Source organism: Paraburkholderia sp. 2C (assembly GCF_054589215.1).
The window spans coordinates 214,098-232,426 of the sequence record NZ_BAAILL010000065.1; the positions used below are offsets into that span (position 1 = coordinate 214,098).

The window sequence follows — 18,329 nt, forward strand, 5'->3', positions numbered from 1 at the left end:
GGAAACCACGTCGGCACGCCGATTAAAATAGAACTCGCCTCGACCCTTGGTAAGTTGCGGGAGTTCTAGAAACGCTTTCTTGCGATTCGGACTCGCGGTCGACCTGCGCAGTATCTTGCTTAGCGTCTCTTTTCAACGCACAGGAGCATACGGAAAAAATGCGACCCGGCATTACTGAATACGTGTGGAAGGAAAGATTGAGCGAAGAGTGGCGACAGGTGTGGGGGTTGAGCGTGGTCGTTCTGTCGGCTTTTGTAGGATTCGCGACAAAACAGACGCCCTACCTTACCCTCAATTGCATAATAAAATTGTACCTTGCTGTCAATGCTTATTTGCTAATACAACCACAGCGGACGTTTTCACGACTCAAACGTCCCTTTCGGCGTGCGTATGCGCGTGCCTCGTACATATGGGCTACCGGAGGCGTGAGCGTGCTGATTGGGGGCGTCTTTCTTGCGATCGCCGCCGGCGTAACGCTACCTCAACTGAAGGCTGCGATAGTGCAGAGTGCTTATGCACTTGATCAACCTTTGGCTATTCGTATCATGGTTCCCGTAATCTGGTGCATCGCGATTGTCGTCGCTGTGAGAAATACTTATCGAGGGCTGGCCATACGAGACATTGTCGTCCAGCTTCCACGGAAGCTATTTATGCAGTTGATATACAAACGAACTTATACAGCGAAAACCTTTTTCGAGGTGGTTGTGATCGAGCTTGCTGTGGTTGCTTATAGTTGGTGGTTTGCTGGCGCAGCTAGTGATGTGGCAAACCTTGTTCAACAGGTAACGAAGTCGCTGTAGGCGGCTCCGACATTGTACGGGGGAGTGCGCAGTGCGACTCTTTGGGGGCGGATAGGTTTAGGCGCAAACGGATGTGCCTACAGGATGTCCGGCCCATCAGCATCAGGTTGTTTGAATGAGCGTGAAATGATCGAAAAATTTAACCTCCGATCTAAAGTCCCATCGCCGTATTTAGCGGATGCGAACAGACTAGGTGATGTGATAGCCGCAATCCAAGCAATGGCGACCTACAGGTTCTATAAACTCAGCTTTGCGGAATGGGCTGATCGGATTTCTGCAGATGTAACTCAGACTGAGAAATGGAAAAGAGTCTTTGTGGAGCACCCAGAGTTTTTTAGACTTGATTCAGACCGTGCGCGGGCATCACTTGTATGGCGGCGTCAATTTCCGAAGCGATATGATGTTGACGAACAATGCGTCTTATCGGGTGAGGAATACAGGCGGAGAATCCATGCCGATCCGAAGTCGTATGCAAGAATCTCGCGTGTACCCCTATCAGCATCCGATATAAAGACGCTCGTCGACACCGCTGTCAACCTTCATTCACGAGCGCTCGAACACCAGAAAGACAAGCGGTGGTGGGTGGCGCTTTCGGGGGCGGTGGGCGGACTTATCGGCTCAATCATTGGTGCCATCGCGTCCAATCACTAAGATCAAAGTACTATGAGGGCGGCGGCCGGAAAAATCCGTACCGGCGCATCATTCGTCATTTGCCAATTTGACCGCTCGTCTTCGCGATGCCTGAAACTTTAGCTCCTACCGCGGATCAACAGCTCGCCTTTTTACGACAACTGCAACTCGTGTTCGATGAAGGTGAGTTCAGTTCCACCTATAAGTACGCGTTGCTACTCGCCCTTGGCGAGCTTGCGGTGGAAATGGGCGATGACACGGGTTCATCGCTGCAGATCCCGATAGAACGAATCGCCGAGAAATTTATCGAGTTTTATTGGCCGCAGAGCGTGCCTTACGTTGACATAGATTTGGGTGAGTCCGTTGTTTTGTCTCAGAACTTAGGGCAGCAGCAAGCTTCTGTCATTACAAGCTTGCAGCGACTTCGGTCTCGAGGCATTGCGACCTTGACGCAGGCGAAAGAGAGCCCGTACTGGTTCGACACCATTCGAGACATATCGGCTACCGTGAAAGAGATGCCTATCCGCCACCTGCAAAATGTTTCGGGCACGACCATCTCTTTCCTTTATGCATTGCCCGTTGTCGGAAACGCGGTCGAGCTATTGCCTGGTGTTTCGTACAGTCTCCGACAATTTCAAGGGTTTCTTCAACAACTAGCGCGAACAGGATGGACCGCCCACGTAAGCGCCAATCGACGCAATACGAGATTGATTGGGCGGTCTGCGAGACTCGAACGGTTCCTCTTCGGAACGTCAAGGGCGGACCTCTCGGATGTTGCATCGATTTTGCGCCCCCTACAGGACGATCGTTGCTTTTTCTGTCAGGGAAAGTTGTACGACCAGGCTGTGGTCGATCATTTCATCCCTTGGTCCCGTTATCCGCGCGATACCGCTCTCAACTTCGTTGTTGCGCATGCGACATGTAACGCCGATAAACGTGAACTACTCGCTGGGCAGCCGCACCTTGATCGTTGGCTGGAACGCAACTACCAGCGGCATGAGGACATCGGCTTCGCAATTGCGGAAGTTGGGTTTGTGTCCAATTTGACAGTTACGAATACGATTGCGAAATGGGCTTACAGACAAGCCTACGAAGCGAGGGGGCATTTCTGGTTGCGGCAAAGACAGACGGAACCGGCCACGGCTCAAATCATGATGGCCTTCGCTTGAGGCTCATTATTCGAAGCGGGCGCGTGCACCTTTAATCGACGGCTCAGCCGCGCTTATCCACTATTCTTGCAAGCTCCGCGACGTGTACTCGGTCCTGCGCGAAGTGCACACTTTCTCTTTGGTACGTGGTGCGCCCATTCCCCTGAATTTCTTGCTCGCGTGAACTCGCGGACGTAGCAATTGGCGAGCACATCAATCCTCGCACGCCTCGCAAACGTTTCACTGCCAAGACGCCGGAACGCGTGAGCGCTTCCCACACCTGACCATATGTCCCGACGCACTGTGTCGAAGGTCTCGACAGCGAAAACCCCCCGCTCACACCACCCTCAACTTTTCCCACCCGTGGACGATATAACGAATACCCGTAGCCAGATACGAAGCGCCGCGATCGTATACAACACGAATCAACATGGCCACCACCGACACCGAAACACCTTCATTCAACACTTTCACCGACATCGGATTGACCGCCATCTGGAGCGATGCGCCGTTGCCCGACGCGATCCACCCAGACGACGCCGCTCCAACCACCCCAAGCTCACACCAACTCCGCGAGCAACGCCTCGACGAACTCCTGACCAGTTGCCGCGAGCAGGTGCTGCAACAAGTCATCGGCCCATTCGGCCTGACGCCGGCCATGTTCAACGACAAACTTGGCGGCAATGTCACAACCCAACATAACGCCGAGCAGGACATCTTCGCGAAGGAGTCGGAGGAGTACAAGCGATCCGACTACAACTACACGACCGCGAAGAGCCAAAAGAAGAAGGAGATGGTCAAAAACGGCACCATGAATTCACAGGAATTCACAGACGCCTACACCGGTCAGAAAGCACCGACCACGCGCACCGACGAAAACGGCAAGCCGGCCATGAACGCCGAACTCGACCATACCGTTCCGATGAAGCAGGCTCATCAAAAGGGCGGCTGGATGAAGGACAAGGAAGGTCGCAAGGAAATAAGTTCGGAGCCGGACAATCTGAATTACACGACACGCGAAACCAACAACGACAAGCGGGCTAAGTCTCCCGAGGAATATCTCACCGCCGAAAATGGCTTCGATGAATCGATCACGAAGCCGCTTGTCGAGAAGGCGCAAAGCGCGATCGACAAACACATGCCGACAGCAAAGGAACGTGTCGTATATCACGGCAAGGAGCTGTTGATGACCGGCGCGGCCGAGGCCGGAAAGAACGCGCTACGGCAGGCGATGGGCGTGTTGATGTTCGAGTTCGTCAATGGCTCGTATCTGGAGATCGCAGCAATCGTCAAGGCGCCGACGCAAGAGGTCAGTCTCGTCGATCGTGTGGTCGATGCGATGAAACGCGTGCTGGAACGGGTAAAAAGCAAAATGCGCGACGCGTTTGACGCGCTGGTGTCCGGCGGTGTTCAAGGCTTCGTGAGTAACTTTCTGACCTTCATTATCAACAACGTGATCACCACGTCCGCCAAGGTCGTGACGATCATCCGCGAAAGCATCAAGGGGATATGGGCGGCGGTGAAGATGATCGTGTCGCCGCCAGAGGGCGCGACCGGCATGGACGTCGCGCGTGCGGCCACCAAGCTGATCGCGGGCGTCGTGACCACGTGCCTCGGTATGGCGTTCGAGCAGTCGGTCCGCGGCTTTATCCTTTCTGTCCCGCTATTGGCGCCCCTGGCCGACACGCTCGCACCGGCGGTCACCGGCATTCTCACCGGCCTGATGACCGCGCTCACCATCTACAGCATCGATCGGCTATTCGACATGCTGTCGGACAAAGGCACGGAATATCTGGAAGCGCAATTGGCGAAGGCAGATGCCGATGCGGCGCTGGTCGGGCAGGTCGCGAACCTGATTGACCGGCAGTTTGCTCAATCGCAGCTGTATGCACAGCTCGAACAGGAAAACCACGTCATCGTGTCCGGATACATGCGCAACGAACAAAGCATCGCCAATGCCGTGGAATTGGCGCGCTCGACCGGTGAGCTCAGGGCCGACACGCTCGCCATTATCGAAGCGGCACGCGCACGGCGGCAATCTGCTCAGGCATCGCTCGGCGATCTGTTGAATCAATGCTCACTAAACTAACGAAATGGCAGACATCATTGAAAAGCTGGCACAACTGAATGTGCCAAACGAATTGCTGGGTAACGTCGATGTCGATGAAGTGCTCAACCGGTTTAGGCGCATCTTCCGCCAACTGGACGATCTAAAGAAGTTTCGCACCGAGCACGAACAGCGCAATGTGTTCATGCGCTGGTTGAATAGTGACCAGCTTGACACCGCGCAGCTCAACGCGCAGCAGGTTCAGGCGGAGTTTTCGAAGACGCTGGGGCAGCTGATGGTGATCAGCATGTTTCAGGCGCGAAAGCTGGAAAGTCAGCAGGGCCAACTGCTGAGTCAGCAAGCGGAGATCAGGCAGCTGTCGGAGAGCATCGACCGGCACACCGCCGCACTGGCGGACGAGCACGCAAAACTATTCGAGCAAGGCGAAGAAGTAAAGCGCCTCGTCAAGGATTCGCTCGACATTCAGTACACGCTGGACACAGAACGGAAACTGATTGCGATTGCGTCGCAGGTCGCGAAAAGCAGGGACGATCTGGTCGCGGCGTTCGATATCAAGCTAACCGAAATGGGCGCGTTAGCCGAGCAGACGGAGCACGCCGTGGCCGATCAGATCGGACGGCTGACCGAGCGCTTCGACAGACGTGAGAAGGAGTTTCACACGCGTGCGCAGATAGAAGCCGCAAACCAGGCCGAACAATATCGAGAGCAGGAAGCGGCTTGGCTCGAGCGGTTGAGCGCTATCGAGCGGGACGTCGTGGCGAAGCTGCAGGCGTCTGTGGAACGAGAGCAGGCCATCGTTCGAGAGCTGAAGGCAGAAGCGGCAGATCGGGAACGCAACCGGCAAGCGGCGCAGAAGGAAGTCGAGAAACTGAATCAGGATCTGGGCGAGCTTCGTACGGCACTGGCGGCGCAACAGGTGACATTGCAGACAACGAGGCAGTGGGCTGCAGACAAGGTCCGCCGGCTTCGCATGTCGATCTGGACGCTAGCGCTTTGTGCTACGGCAGGGATCGGCACCGCGTATGTATTGCTTGGCCACGTTTCCGGGGCGAGATGATCCCCAACCAACACTCAAAAACAAAACCATCACACGCCGCCATCCCAAATGCTCAACCTCCTCCGCGAACATGTAGAGTCCCTCTACCCGCTAATCTACCTGGTCACTTACGAAGAACGCGAAGCCGACGCCCTAATCAAATCCGTCGCCGCCGACCGCCAAATTCTCGAATGGGACATGGCCCGAGGCTTCGTCGACTTCGCGACCAAGCGCCCGACCTCGCCATACCAGAGCCTCCCTGACGCAGTCGAAACGCTGCTGGAAATGGACCTGACCAACCATTTCATCGTAATCAAGGACGCCCATCTAGCACTAAACCAGAATCCCTTGGCCATCGCCCGAATCAAAGCGCTCGCCGACAAAATCGTTCACCACGATGCCACATCCGCGACGCTCTTCATGGTTGCGTCGCAGCCATGCGTGCCGCCCGAGCTCGAAAAATTCGTCACGCTACTCGATCTCCCGCTGCCCGACGAAAATGGCATCGCCGCCATCGTCGCCGACTACGCGCGTCATTACGAGCTAGAACTTTCCACCTCGCTAATCGCCGACCTGGCCCAAGCGTTCCGCGGGCTGAGCAAGCAGGAAATCACACAACTTCTGAATCGCGGCTACCAGCGCGACGGCAGCATCAGCGCCAACGACATCGAACTCGTGCTTGCCGAAAAAGAGCAGATCATCAAGAAAAGCGGCATTCTCGAGATGCTACCGATACGAGAAAAACTCGAAGACATCGGTGGCCTCGCAAAACTCAAATCGTGGCTGAAGCAGAAATCAACCGTCCTCGCCAACCTCAATGAGGCGCGCGAGTTCGGCGTCGAAATGCCGAAGGGCATCATGATCGTCGGCATGCCGGGCTGCGGAAAATCGCTGACGGCCAAAGCGACCGCCGCGCTGTTCAAGCTTCCGCTGCTTCGGCTCGACGTCGGTTCGCTGATGGGCAAGTACGTCGGTGAAAGCGAAAACAACATGCGCCGCGCGCTGCGACTCGCGGATGCCGTCAGTCCCTGCGTGCTGTGGGTTGACGAACTCGAAAAGGCGTTCGTCGGCATGGGCAGCAGCGGCTCCGGCTCCGGTTCCGAAGTCGCAAGCCGTCTCTTCGGATACTTCCTCACGTGGATGCAGGAAAAAAGCAGCCCGGTATTCGTGCTGGCCACGGCCAATGACATTTCGGGGTTGCCTCCCGAACTGATGCGCAAGGGCCGCTTCGACGAGATTTTCTACGTCGACTTCCCGAACCGTCGCGAGCGCGCCGAAATCTTCGAAGTCCATCTGAAGCGCCGCAAGAAGCTGTCCGACCTGATCGATTCGAACCTGCTCGCCGACGAGACGGAGGGCTTTTCGGGTGCGGACATCGAAGCCGTCGTCAAGGAAGCGATCGAGCTGGCCTTCGTCAATGCGAAGGCGCAAGTCGATACCGGCCGTCTGCTGGGTGTCGTCAGGAATACCGTGCCGCTGAGCGTCGTGATGAAGGACAAGGTCGCCGAATACAAGGACAAGCTTTCCAGAACGAAGATCAAGCCCGCGTCATAAGCGGTGAGCCGAGGCGCATCGTTGAGACAGAAACTGTCCCGACCGCTTGCTAGCTTGTGATTCGCCTCGCACCAAGCACCCTAAAGGTTTGATTCCCATTGCCGTAGATACATGGGACGAGGCGATCATCCAACAACTACCAGAAGTGACAGCCGTGAATTCGACCCATCCCGAAGAGACACTGCCGGCCGCGATGCACGACGCGGCAGCACCTGAAAACGAATGTTTGCCGGTCGCCCAGGACGGCACGGCGAGCGACCAGGAAGCCGAGGACACCGCCGGCATCGTTCAAACCTTCGTTCACGCCTACGAGCACAATCGCAGCGAAGTCAGCGACGAGGAATGGCTGAAGGCGATGTTTCGCCGTCATCGCTGGGCCGATGATGCGGAGATGGACGAAGCGGCCCGTCAAGTCGTCTCGACGGTCGGTTTGCTGCATCAGAAAAAGGCCGATCTGCATGAGAGTCTCGACCGCGGCGCGACACGCTCGAACTGGCTGGCCAAGGAACTCGACCGTGTGGTCGCGACGAAGGGAGCAACGGACGTCGCCTTCTACACCACCGACATTGAGCGCGCGATTACTCAGGCCACCGGGAACAGTGCGGCCGTGGTTCAGCGTCTCGACGGCGAAATCAGCCTGTGCATGAACCTCGACGGGTTTATCGCGGAACAGCATCACGTCGATACGTTCAACATCGATGCGGCGGCAAAGGGCAGCCCGCTGCGCGCCCGAGTCCTGTCCCCCGCGCCGGGCAACCCATACACGAAAAACTCCGTCGATATCGGTATCTATGACGGAAACGGCAAACTGATTGGCCGTTACCAATGCAAATACGGCGCTGACGCAGAGGCGACGCAGACGTGCTTTGACCGCGGTGACTATCGCGGCCAGAAAAAGCTTGTGCCCGAAGGGCAGTCGAAGGACATCCCGGGCAGCACTGAAGTAATCGAGGCGGATGGCGTTACGTCGACTCCGCTGTCGAAGGAAGACGCGAAGCGTCAGCAACAAGCCGCCCAGCAAGAACAGGAGACGCGTCAATACGAGTGGAAAGACGCGAACCGTATCACCATCGCGAAACAGATCGGCAAGCAGGCGCTTTTTGCTGCGGCGATCGCATGCGCGATGCAGGGCGCGCGCATTCTCGGCACGCGAGCCTGGAACAGTCTGCGTGGCAAGAAGAATCCGCCGTTCAGCGAAGCGATGAACGAGTTCTTCCAAAGTTCGGTGAAAAGCGGGGCGCATGCCGGCCTGATGGTGGCCGTGGTAGGCGGCATCGTGGTCGCCGTGAAAAATGGCTGGCTCGGTACGCTGGTCAAGAATACGCCGGCAGGGCGAATCGCCAACATCGTTTTCATCGGGATGGAAAACGCCAAAATTCTGTACAAGCTTGGCCGCGGCGAGTTGTCGGCGCCTGAAGCGCTGGAGGCAATGGCTGAAACGACAACGGTGGCGCTCGCGTCGCTCGCGGCTGCTGCGGAAGGCACGTTGCTTGGCGCTGAAATCGGAATGGTGTTTGGGCCATGGGGCGCGCTCGTGGGCGGGTTCGTCGGCGGCCTGGTCGGCGGCTTTGCCGGCGGCACGGTGGCTCGCACGATGTTTGCGGCCCAGAAGGCCGTCGCGAAAGCAGCGACCCATGTGCTCAAGGATGTGGCCTCCGTTGCGGCCGATGGAGTGCGCCATGCGGCTAAGGCTGTCGCTTCGGTGTTTTCCGCCGTGTTTGCATAACGCGCTCAAAAAGAACCACGCGGCTGCCGACACCGAGTGATGTCTCGGCTATGTCGGCTTGCATCACTTTCAAAGATATCGATCCATGAAGTCCATCAAATTCGACCTGAACATCAACGGCATGAAAGTGCGCACACTGGATGCGCTGCAGGACAACCTCACTGCCGAAATCCTCACGCTCTACAGGAAGAGCACCCTGCAGCGGTGGCTGCAGAGTTATGGCTACGATGCCGAACGGGAAAACGTCCTGGCGGTCAGCGATAACGGCGACGACAAGGGTTTGCTGATCAGCCTTGGCGCCGCATTGGGCGTCGAGGTGCCGGACGAAGTCGCGGAGTACCTGCTTGAGCGAAACGATGTGGCGGACGTTCCGGTAGAACCGCCGGTGGCGCCACCAGGCGCGGAACCAGCGCCTGCGGAGGCCATCATCGAGGAAGCGCCGGATCCGACCGACGAGCCGTCCACAGCGGAGATCAAGCCGCAGGGGTTTGATGGATGGGATGACACAGATAAGGCCGAATATCTGAAGCAACAAAACATTCATCCGCAATGGCAGGAAGAACTCATTCGCGAAGGAGAGCCAGTGGTCCGGCAAGCGCTATCGCGCAACCCATGGCTCCAGGAGCGATGGCACCTGTTCCTCTGTGAGACGGGCAGTAAGGAAGTGAAAAGCGCACTTGCCGAGAATCCTTCGATCAACGCCGAGCTGCAACGCCGGTTCGCCCAGGATGACGACTGGGAGGTGAGATGTGCGCTCGCGAAGAACCGATCATTGATTGCTTCTTTGCATGACGCGCTCGGCAAAGATGTGGACTCCGACGTGAGAATCGCGTTCCTGAAGAATCCGTCGTTACCCGAGGAACTTCAGGCCGCAAGATATGAAGCGGCTGTGCCTTCGAAGATGCCGTACAAGTACGGCATCGATCAGGAAAGGGCGGCTACTGCGCTGGTCGTTGCGCTTGCATCGAATCCCTCTCTGAGCATGGCGCTGCAGGAACGCTTTACCGGAGAATTGCACTGGGGAGTTAGTCAGACCAAGGTGCGCGCATCGTTGGCGTCTAATCCGGTGATCGGAGAAAAGATTCAGGCAAGACTGCTTGCCTCGAGAGACGAGATTGTGTTGCGCGCGCTTGCCTCCAATCCGTCGTTGGCCGTGGCCTGTCAGCATGAACTTCGCGCTAACGGGAGCGTTGAAGCTCGCGTAACGTTGTTCCAGAACCCTTCAATTGCAGTGGCAGTGCGTGAGAAGCTGATCCAGTCGTTGACGAAAGACGATCTTTCGACGCTCGAGTTCAAGCTCTCAATGGCGCGAAGCACCTATGAAAAGCGTTGGGACGAAGAAATCGCAGCCCAGAAGAAGGCGCTGGACTATGGTTACGATGGAATTTTCTGGTCGGAGGAAAAACGGAATAAGCTCGATCGCGATGCAGAGTTCGCCACCAAAGACAAATGGGAAGCGTGGAATGAGACAGTCGAAAGCGAAAGTTTCGTCGACGGCCTGAAGAAGGCGCTGGCGGCGAAAGAAGGTGTGACGGGGTAACGGAAGCGCAGAGCATGACAACAAAAATAGACTCCGAGATCCTCGCCGTTCTGCCTACCCCGCGCGATCAGCAGCGCTGGATGACCACGCCCGGCGTCGCCGATGCGGTCAGGCGGCTCGGTACCGAGGTCGCACACGTCAAAACAGTTCAGCGGCGACTTGAAGCCCTGCTCGAACAGGGTGTTGTCGTGAACCGCCGCGCTGGCAACGCACTTGAATGGCAGCGCAAGGATGGCGCGAGCGGCATTGCTGCCAAGGCTGGCGCCATGATGGGCTTCGATGAAGCGCTTGCGCTGCAGGTTCTTAACCGGTTCGCCGGTCGGCAGATTCCATCCCTGGTCAGCTCGTCCCTCAAGGGTCTATTTGACGTTGCGAACGAAAGACTGGCGCGCGGCTCAAGCCATGAAGGGCGTCGTCATGCGAGCTGGCATCGCAAGGTAGCCGTCGTGGATGGCGCGTTTCAGCTTGTTCGTCCGCCTATCAAGGAAGTGGTCTTTCAGATGGTGTCGCACGCATTGTTTGCCGAGCAGCTGTTGGAGATAGGCTACCGCGCGCGTTCGAAACCGTCCAATGAACCGGTGCGGCACGTTCTTATGCCGCTCGGGCTGGTCGAAGCCGCCGAAATGGTCTATCTCGTTGCCAAGCAGCCCGGCAAGCCTAATCCTGTCACGTACCGGCTCGACAGGATGGAAAGCGCAAAGGTGCAGCTTGAATCGTTTGCTTATCCACGAGACTTCTCCCTTGCTCAATACGTCGAGAATGAGCGGCACTTCGATTTCTTCCCGCAAGGCAAGGTGCAGATCGTTTTACGCTTTGCCGGCGATGCACGTCATGCGGTTGTCGAGACACCGATTTCGACAGATCAGCGTGTCGAAACCAACGACGACGACTCGATAACGGTGCGGGCGACAGTCATGCTGAGCGACCGCTTGCACTGGTGGATTCGAGCGTTTGGACCTTACGTGGAAGTACTCGAACCGAAGCAGCTTCGCCAGACATTCGCCAATGAAGCGAAGCGGGCTCACGAGCTTTATTTCGCGACGAGAGCGTGACGCCGGCTCGGTGCTCGGTGCCGATCGCTGTCTTGGGACATGAATTGTCTTGACCCGGCGTTAAATTGCTGCAAGATGCTTCCCACCTCCGGGCGCATCGCGACACCAACGGAACTCAAATGATCCCAAACAACTCCCCGCTCGAAACACTCGCCGCTTTCGCCATCGTCTTCGTCGCAGGTGCGCTGTCCACTGCCGCGCTTGGCAAATACATCGAAAAGGTCCGTCGCGATGCAGCGCGCGCCCCGGTGGCCTGACCTGACGACGCGACTGAAGCCGGGTCACGCTATCAGCAAATACGCGTGTCCCGGTTCACCCGCGCGACGGCTCACTTCAATCCCCTGCCGCTTCAAACTCCGCAACAACGTCCGCGGATGCACGCCATAGCGCTGCGCAACATCCGAAGTCGAATACGCCGCCAGCAACCCGCGCGCTTCGACGCATTCCCGCTCGCTCATCGCCCGTCGCCTCCCAACCTGCTGCCCACGCGCTTTCGCCGCGAGCATGCCTGCCTTCGTTCGTTCACTGATCAATCCACGTTCGAACTGCGCAAGCGCTGCCATGATATGAAAGACCAGCGTACCGCCCGGCGAGCCCGTGTCGATCGATTCGGTAAGCGACGCAAAGCCGATCTTTTTCTCGCCGAAACCCTCCACGAGTTCAATCAGCTTGTGCAACGATCGCCCGAGACGATCAAGTCGCCAGACGACAAAGGTGTCACCCGCCGAGAGCACCGTCATCGCAGCGGCAAGCCCCGGCCGCGAAAACTGCGCGCCGGAAATCCCCTGATCCGTGAAGATGCGATCGCAACCCGCGTGCTTGAGCGCGGCGATTTGCAGGTCGAGATTCTGGTCATCCGTAGAGACTCTTGCGTACCCTATTCGCATTCTTGTTGATGCCGCCAAGTCCTGAATCAGATCGATTGTGCCTTACAGTTGAGACAAATCGTGTCCTAGTTAATGGACTCGTTGCATACCACAGGTCTCACAATCGGTTCGATGCAGTGCTCGATTGATCGGACAGCGTTTGTCTCAAGTGCGATTCAAGATGGAGGCTCGCTAAACAACCACACTAGCCACATGACCAAATCTACGGACAGCCTCCCGCGCGAACAGGCATTCGATCCGGGCGCCGATCGCAACAGCCAACCAACGTTGCATGTTGCGTTGCGCCCGTGGGGATTCGATGAACATGAAGTGCACTCATGGCTCGACGGTTTGCCTTCGTTGGACGGCATGCTGAGCTGGACCATCGCACGCGACCGTATCGCCGAAAACGCTGTGCTTGTCGTGCATGTGGTCAAACCGTCGCCGCGCGCGCAAGATGCATTCTGCTGGAACTGCGTGGGCGCGAATCACGCAATGGTCTGTGCATGGGAAAGCACACGCCCCGAAATCGTACTATTCGCCGGTGACGCAACGCAGCTTCCGCAGCGCCGCGCGGGCTTTTGGGCTGTCGCAGGCGATTTGCCTGCACATACGGCGCTTCACGCGCTCGCATACATGATCGGTGCTTCGGCGGGAAACGATGCTCGGGGTCGATTCGGTATGCGGCGCGATCTGCTCGCTATCATTGCTCAACGTCTCGACGCGTGAGCACACGCGTCTGCGTTTCATCGTTGATCTCGCGAACCACCATGACCACCACCATCCCACCCGACCTGATCACTGCCCTACACGCCGCCAAGCACGTCGTCTTTGTAACCGGCGCCGGCGTCTCCGCCGAAAGCGGCATCCCCACCTTCCGCGACGCGCTAACCGGCCTCTGGGAGCGCTACAACGCCGAGCAACTGGCAACCGCCGACGCCTTCACGCGCGATCGCGATCTCGTCTGGGGCTGGTACGAGTGGCGCCGCGTGCAGGTGATGAAGGCCGCCCCGAACGCAGCGCATCAGGCCATCGCCGCTATCGCGTCAAAGGTCGCACGCGTCGACGTCATCACCCAGAACGTCGACGACCTGCACGAACGCGCAGGCAGCAGCAACGTGCTGCATCTTCATGGCCGATTGAATCGCCCGTTCTGTTTTACTTGCCGTCATCCCTATGCCTTGCCGTCTCAGGCACCCGACGAACCCGAGGGCGGTCGACGCCTCGCGCCGCCGCGATGCGACCGGTGCAATGGATACATACGCCCGGGCGTCGTCTGGTTCGGCGAGATGCTGCCGGAGCGCGAATGGGAAGCTGCGGTCAAGGCATGCGAGGCGTGTGATGTGCTGTTCAGCGTCGGCACGTCGTCGCTCGTGCAACCCGCCGCGGGTCTGCCGCTCCTAGCGGCGAGACGCCAGGCGACGGTCGTACAAGTCAACCCGAATCCGACGTCGCTCGATGACGTCGCGCGGTTCAATCTTGTCGGTGCTGCCGGCGTCGTGATGCCCGCGCTTTTCCACTCAGTTTGGTAACCGCTTACGGCCGGGTTGAACAGTTGTCAAAAATCACGTTCAAACAAACCGATCTTCAACATCCCTGCGAAAGCCCCATTCCGTCTCAGTCGCCCAGCCGCACACCGGTTACGCTCTCTTGTCCGGCTAACCATTGCGTTGGAGTAAGACCCACGCCATGCGCAAACGCTCTCGTCAACGCACTTGCGCTGCCGTAACCGACGTCCAGCGCGACCTGCTTCACCGGCAGCCCTCGCCGTAACAGCGTCTTCGCCAACCCGATGCGCCATTGCGCAAGGTATTCGCCAGGCGGAATCCCCACAGTGTCCGTGAAGGATGCCGCGAACCGCGAGCGCGACATGCCCGCAATGCTGGCCATCAGTTCCAGCGTCCACTCCTGTGATGGATCCGAGTGCATCGCAGTCAACGCTTTGGCGAGCTTCGTATCAGCCAGGCCGGCGAGCGAGCCGCTCTCGACGAGCTGCCGTCTGATCGCGAAACGCAGCAGCTGAATCACCAGCACCTCAGCCAGTCTGTCGACCACGGCCGCGTGGCCGCACGCGCGCTCGTGGCACTCCGTGAAAAGCGCCTCCTGCACCGCTTCGAGCGAGGGTACGCAGGTAAATGGAATCGAAAGCATCTCGGGCAAACTGCGCAGTAGCGGGTTTTCGTCTCCCAGCCCCAACTCGAAAGCGGCAGAAACCACTTCCGCAGCGTCGCCCGTGCTTGAATCGAGCCGATAGGAAGCCGGGCGACGCAGGAACACCGCACCGGGCTTCGCAATAACGTGTCGGCCGAGCGGCGTGCTCGTCAGTACCATCGACCCACCGCGCACGAGATGCAGATGGCATTCGTCGCCATTGCTTTCGAAGCTTTCGGTGCCGCACAGACCGCCGCCACGAAATACGCGGGCACGCAATTCGAAGCGGCTCAGCAAGCTGGACAGACGATCGATCATGGGACGGATGGTTTAAACATCAGGACTATTGGTCACTTATTGTCCTATTCGCTGCGATACATTGGCAACCTCGTTGGTATGTTGTTCATCGCAAAGAGGAGACCTCGTGATCAAATTTTTCTACCACCCATCGCCGAATCCGGCGAAGGTCGCGCTCTTTCTCGAAGAGGCAGAATTGCCGTACGAAGTAGTGCCGGTCGACACCCGTAAGGGCGAGCAGCACACAGACGCCTTCCGAGCCGTCAACCCGAACGGAAAGACGCCGGCGCTCGTGGATGGCGACGCGGTGATTTTTGACAGCAATGCCATTCTTCTTTATCTCGCCGAGAAGACGGGACGGTTTCTCCCCGAGAACAAGCCTGCCGCACGCGCCGAGATGTATTCATGGCTGATGTTCGTTGCAACCGGCGTTGGTCCGTACTCCGGGCAATCCGTTCACTTCAGGCATTTCGCGCCGGAGCCGAAGGCTTACGCGCTTAACCGCTACGACTTCGAGGCCTGGCGTCACTGGAACATCATTAACGATCGCCTCTCGCAGCGCCGCTATATGCTTGGCGACACCTACACGCTGGTGGATATGGCGGTATGGGGTTGGGCCGGTGTCGTGCCTTTCCTGACGGGAGACGCCGATGCATGGGACAAGCTGCCGCACGTGAAGCGCCTGTTCGATGAAATCAACGCGCGGCCGGCCGCGCAACGAGCCGGCGCATTGAAAACGCGCCACGCATTCAAGGCCGAAATGGACGAAGCAGCGCGTCGCGAGATGTTTCCTCAAAACGCTCGGCTTGACGTGGCGGCACCATAAGCTTAAGCGCGGTCCGCCCGCACCCTGCCTACGTGCCATACCGACTCCACCGGACTTCTTCCCACCGCGGCGATCGCTGGACGCTCAGCAGCCAGTCGAGCGCCGCGCGTCCGTGAGCCGTAATGGTCAAATATCCTCCCAGTTGTAAGGGTCCAAAACGATGTTTTCGTGATTCACCCACTCGAACACGTAAGCATTCAGCCGCGCGGCACCCGCGCAGCCATCTGCATCGATCCGGTTTGCGCCGTAGAACGATCAGGTGCGTTCTGTCTGAACTGACGCGCGTGCCGCCGTCGCGGCTACGCTTTCCGATTGCTTTGCAGGAGCCGAAGGCCGCCTTTTCGATAGCGCAAGCGAGAACACGACGCCGGCGACGAGCCCCCACAGCGCGGACCCCAGACCAAAGAACGACATGCCCGAGATCGTGACGACGAACGTGATGACCGACGATTCGCGATGCGTTTCGTTCGCCAGCGCGGACGCGAGACTCGACACGAGCGTGCCGAGTAGCGCGAGGCCTGCAAGCGTGCTGGTGAGGCCGTCGGGCAAGCGCGCAAACAGTGCGACAACCGACGCACCGAACGCGCCGATGCCCAGGTAACCGACGCCGCAGACGACGCCCGAGATATATCGGCGCCGCGGGTCCTCGTGGCATTCCCGACTCGCGCACATGGCGCCGACGATCGCCGCCGGATTAATGCCGGAGTTGCCGAACAGAGACAGCGGAATCGACATCAGCCCGCTCGCGCCGACCACCGATCGCGGCGAAATCACGTATCCGGCACTACGCAGAATGTGGATTGACGTCGCGTATTGGGTGAGCGCGAGCAGAAGCAAAGGCAGGCCCAAGCCGACCAGCGACGCCATGGAAAAACTGGGAACCGTCAGTTCGGGCTTGACGATACTGAGATTAAGCCCATCACGGCTGAGATTCGCGCCCGGAAGCGCGACAATCACGCCAGCGAGCAGCGCCAGCGCGACGGCATAGCGCGGAATGACGCGCCGACAGACGACGTACACCACGACGATGGGCAAGACGACGCCGGGCGTCGACTCGAGCGATCGAAATATGCCGGCGCAAAATTCGAAGAGCACACCGGCGATCATCGCAGATAGCAGATGTGCCGGCAGATGCTGGATCAGCCGCGTGAAAAGACCGGATAGACCCAGCGCCGCAACAATGATCGAAACCACGAGATAGCAGCCGATCACATCGCTGAACGGATAATGCGCGAGTCCGGTGATCAGCAGAGCGACACCGGGCGTCGACCACGCGCCGATCACAGGCATTCTGTGCCGCAGACTAAGCCAAAGGCCAAGCGCGCCGGCGCCGATGGAAACCGCCCATATCCACGTGGAGAGCAGATCGTGTGACAGATGCCCCGCCTGGGCCGCCTGCACGACGATCAGAACCGGACCGCTATACGTTGCGACAAGGGCGATCAGTCCCGCGATGGCTGCGGATGCCGAAAAGTCTGCGCGTAGTCTGGCGAACATCGTGTCTATCTCCGACGGAGCGGGGGCGACGAGGCCGTCAGATGCGAAGCCGAGCCACCTGCCCTGTTTTATCTGTGTGGATGCAAACGATGCAGCGCCGGAATGGACAGGTCTGATAGACCTGCGGTCCGCGCCGACATACTTTAGGAAAACTAGGATTTTTGTAGGATTCCGTAGGGGCGGAGACCCTTGTCTGCTTCCGTTAATCGTGACGAAGGCGTATGTGAACGCTGAAGCAGCGACGATTAAACCCGATATGCCTTTAGAGATACACGTTTCATTCGGGTAGGTTGTTAAGAGATATCGTTATGGTAAAGGCAGCAGCCGGGTTCCGGCCGTCGGCGCCGCCCGCCCGCGAGTTGATGCCGTCACGTCTCGCGCGCACGTTCCGTCGTACCGTCCGAACTTGCTATCCTTCAGCATCTCTTCTTGCGAAGAAGGAGGAACCCCCGTGCGAGTCGGCCGCCCCGTCAAAGCTCTCCCCCAACCGCACTGCGACTACTGCGGTGCACGTGCGCAACTTGCGCAATTCGGCGACGCGGACTATCCGTACCGCGACGACCACGCCGCCGTGTGGATTTGCACATCGTGCGCAGCGTGGATCGGCGTGCGCCCGCGCAGCAAGCACAACGTGCCGCTCGGCCGCCTCGCCGACGCGCCGTTACGCGAAGCGAAAAGCCGCCTGCACGATAGGCTCGAACCGTTAGCGGAAGCGAAGGCGCGGCGCGATAAGGTCAGCGTTTTCGAGGCCCGCGCCAAGGCCGTTCGATGGGTCGCACAAGAGCTCGGATTCGATCCCGTGCCGTCGAGTCTCCATGCATTCACCCTCGATCAGTGCGAGCAGGCGCTGCGCTATGTGGAAGCGTGGAAGGCGCATCGAAATGCGGGCGAGCGGCAATGAAGCATCGCCTGCCTCGTCAAGCTAGCACGGGTACTTATCCCTGATGTACTCGTTGTAGTAAGTACCCTTCGACGTCGCATCCATCAGCCCTTGATAGATGTCAGCGGGAACGCGGCAAAAGTCGTAGGTGTGTCCTTGCTGAAAACGGATTCGCATTTGCATGGTGCGGGCATCGTAACCGACTGCACGAATTGCCCTCGATCTCACCAGGATCATCTCCATGCCATCCTCCTTTTG

18 protein-coding genes are annotated in these 18,329 nt (G+C 58.4%); 14 read left to right on the forward strand and 4 right to left on the reverse strand.

Annotated features, from left to right (window positions below; translation table 11 throughout):
* The first annotated feature begins 425 nt into the window (after positions 1-425).
* The 10 genes from ACYPXD_RS29850 (at position 426) to ACYPXD_RS29895 (ending at position 11,811) form a co-directional block, all read left to right on the forward strand.
* Positions 426-800, forward strand: coding sequence for a hypothetical protein (locus tag ACYPXD_RS29850; RefSeq protein WP_459720298.1), 375 nt, complete (start codon positions 426-428; stop codon positions 798-800).
* A gap of 126 nt (positions 801-926) precedes the next feature.
* The gene (locus ACYPXD_RS29855; protein WP_459720301.1) at positions 927-1,451 is read left to right on the forward strand and encodes a hypothetical protein; all 525 of its coding nucleotides are present in this window, start codon (positions 927-929) and stop codon (positions 1,449-1,451) included.
* Between the two features lie 86 nt (positions 1,452-1,537).
* Entirely contained in the window at positions 1,538-2,599 is a 1,062-nt protein-coding gene (locus tag ACYPXD_RS29860; RefSeq protein WP_459720304.1) for an HNH endonuclease, read from the forward strand.
* A gap of 409 nt (positions 2,600-3,008) precedes the next feature.
* A complete protein-coding gene (locus ACYPXD_RS29865) occupies positions 3,009-4,667 on the forward strand; it encodes a hypothetical protein (RefSeq protein WP_459720307.1) in 1,659 nt (552 codons plus the stop codon).
* A 4-nt stretch (positions 4,668-4,671) separates the two neighbouring features.
* Positions 4,672-5,703, forward strand: a complete 1,032-nt coding sequence (locus tag ACYPXD_RS29870; protein ID WP_459720310.1) for a hypothetical protein — start codon at positions 4,672-4,674, stop codon at positions 5,701-5,703.
* A gap of 48 nt (positions 5,704-5,751) precedes the next feature.
* Entirely contained in the window at positions 5,752-7,236 is a 1,485-nt protein-coding gene (locus ACYPXD_RS29875; RefSeq protein WP_459720313.1) for an AAA family ATPase, read from the forward strand.
* 88 nt (positions 7,237-7,324) lie between these two features.
* Positions 7,325-8,962 (forward strand): hypothetical protein, encoded by a 1,638-nt coding sequence (locus tag ACYPXD_RS29880; RefSeq protein ID WP_459720316.1) that lies wholly within the window; start codon positions 7,325-7,327, stop codon positions 8,960-8,962.
* An 85-nt stretch (positions 8,963-9,047) separates the two neighbouring features.
* Positions 9,048-10,502: a hypothetical protein gene (locus ACYPXD_RS29885; protein ID WP_459720319.1), complete on the forward strand. Its 1,455-nt coding sequence runs from the start codon at positions 9,048-9,050 to the stop codon at positions 10,500-10,502.
* Between the two features lie 14 nt (positions 10,503-10,516).
* Positions 10,517-11,554: a helix-turn-helix transcriptional regulator gene (locus ACYPXD_RS29890; RefSeq protein WP_459720322.1), complete on the forward strand. Its 1,038-nt coding sequence runs from the start codon at positions 10,517-10,519 to the stop codon at positions 11,552-11,554.
* 119 nt (positions 11,555-11,673) lie between these two features.
* Positions 11,674-11,811 (forward strand): hypothetical protein, encoded by a 138-nt coding sequence (locus ACYPXD_RS29895; protein WP_459720325.1) that lies wholly within the window; start codon positions 11,674-11,676, stop codon positions 11,809-11,811.
* Positions 11,812-11,835: 24 nt separating this feature from the next.
* Here ACYPXD_RS29895 and ACYPXD_RS29900 read toward each other — a convergent pair whose 3' ends face one another.
* Complete coding sequence (locus ACYPXD_RS29900; protein ID WP_459720932.1) at positions 11,836-12,441, reverse strand: recombinase family protein; 606 nt, start codon at positions 12,439-12,441, stop codon at positions 11,836-11,838.
* Between the two features lie 72 nt (positions 12,442-12,513).
* Between ACYPXD_RS29900 and ACYPXD_RS29905 the strand changes: the two genes are divergently transcribed.
* Complete coding sequence (locus tag ACYPXD_RS29905) at positions 12,514-13,149, forward strand: hypothetical protein (RefSeq protein ID WP_459720328.1); 636 nt, start codon at positions 12,514-12,516, stop codon at positions 13,147-13,149.
* Between the two features lie 41 nt (positions 13,150-13,190).
* Complete coding sequence (locus tag ACYPXD_RS29910; RefSeq protein ID WP_459720331.1) at positions 13,191-13,952, forward strand: SIR2 family NAD-dependent protein deacylase; 762 nt, start codon at positions 13,191-13,193, stop codon at positions 13,950-13,952.
* 85 nt (positions 13,953-14,037) lie between these two features.
* Here ACYPXD_RS29910 and ACYPXD_RS29915 read toward each other — a convergent pair whose 3' ends face one another.
* Positions 14,038-14,889, reverse strand: a complete 852-nt coding sequence (locus tag ACYPXD_RS29915; RefSeq protein ID WP_459720334.1) for an AraC family transcriptional regulator — start codon at positions 14,887-14,889, stop codon at positions 14,038-14,040.
* Between the two features lie 106 nt (positions 14,890-14,995).
* Between ACYPXD_RS29915 and ACYPXD_RS29920 the strand changes: the two genes are divergently transcribed.
* Positions 14,996-15,694, forward strand: a complete 699-nt coding sequence (locus ACYPXD_RS29920; RefSeq protein ID WP_459720937.1) for a glutathione S-transferase family protein — start codon at positions 14,996-14,998, stop codon at positions 15,692-15,694.
* A 255-nt stretch (positions 15,695-15,949) separates the two neighbouring features.
* On the opposite strand, the gene ACYPXD_RS29925 is transcribed toward ACYPXD_RS29920, so the two are convergent.
* The gene (locus ACYPXD_RS29925) at positions 15,950-17,191 is read right to left on the reverse strand and encodes a benzoate/H(+) symporter BenE family transporter (protein ID WP_459720337.1); all 1,242 of its coding nucleotides are present in this window, start codon (positions 17,189-17,191) and stop codon (positions 15,950-15,952) included.
* 451 nt (positions 17,192-17,642) lie between these two features.
* On the opposite strand from ACYPXD_RS29925, the gene ACYPXD_RS29930 reads away from it, so the two are divergent.
* Positions 17,643-18,092 (forward strand): zinc-finger-containing protein, encoded by a 450-nt coding sequence (locus ACYPXD_RS29930; protein WP_459720340.1) that lies wholly within the window; start codon positions 17,643-17,645, stop codon positions 18,090-18,092.
* Between the two features lie 21 nt (positions 18,093-18,113).
* Here ACYPXD_RS29930 and ACYPXD_RS29935 read toward each other — a convergent pair whose 3' ends face one another.
* Positions 18,114-18,314: a KTSC domain-containing protein gene (locus ACYPXD_RS29935; RefSeq protein WP_459720343.1), complete on the reverse strand. Its 201-nt coding sequence runs from the start codon at positions 18,312-18,314 to the stop codon at positions 18,114-18,116.
* Between the last annotated feature and the right edge of the window lie 15 nt (positions 18,315-18,329).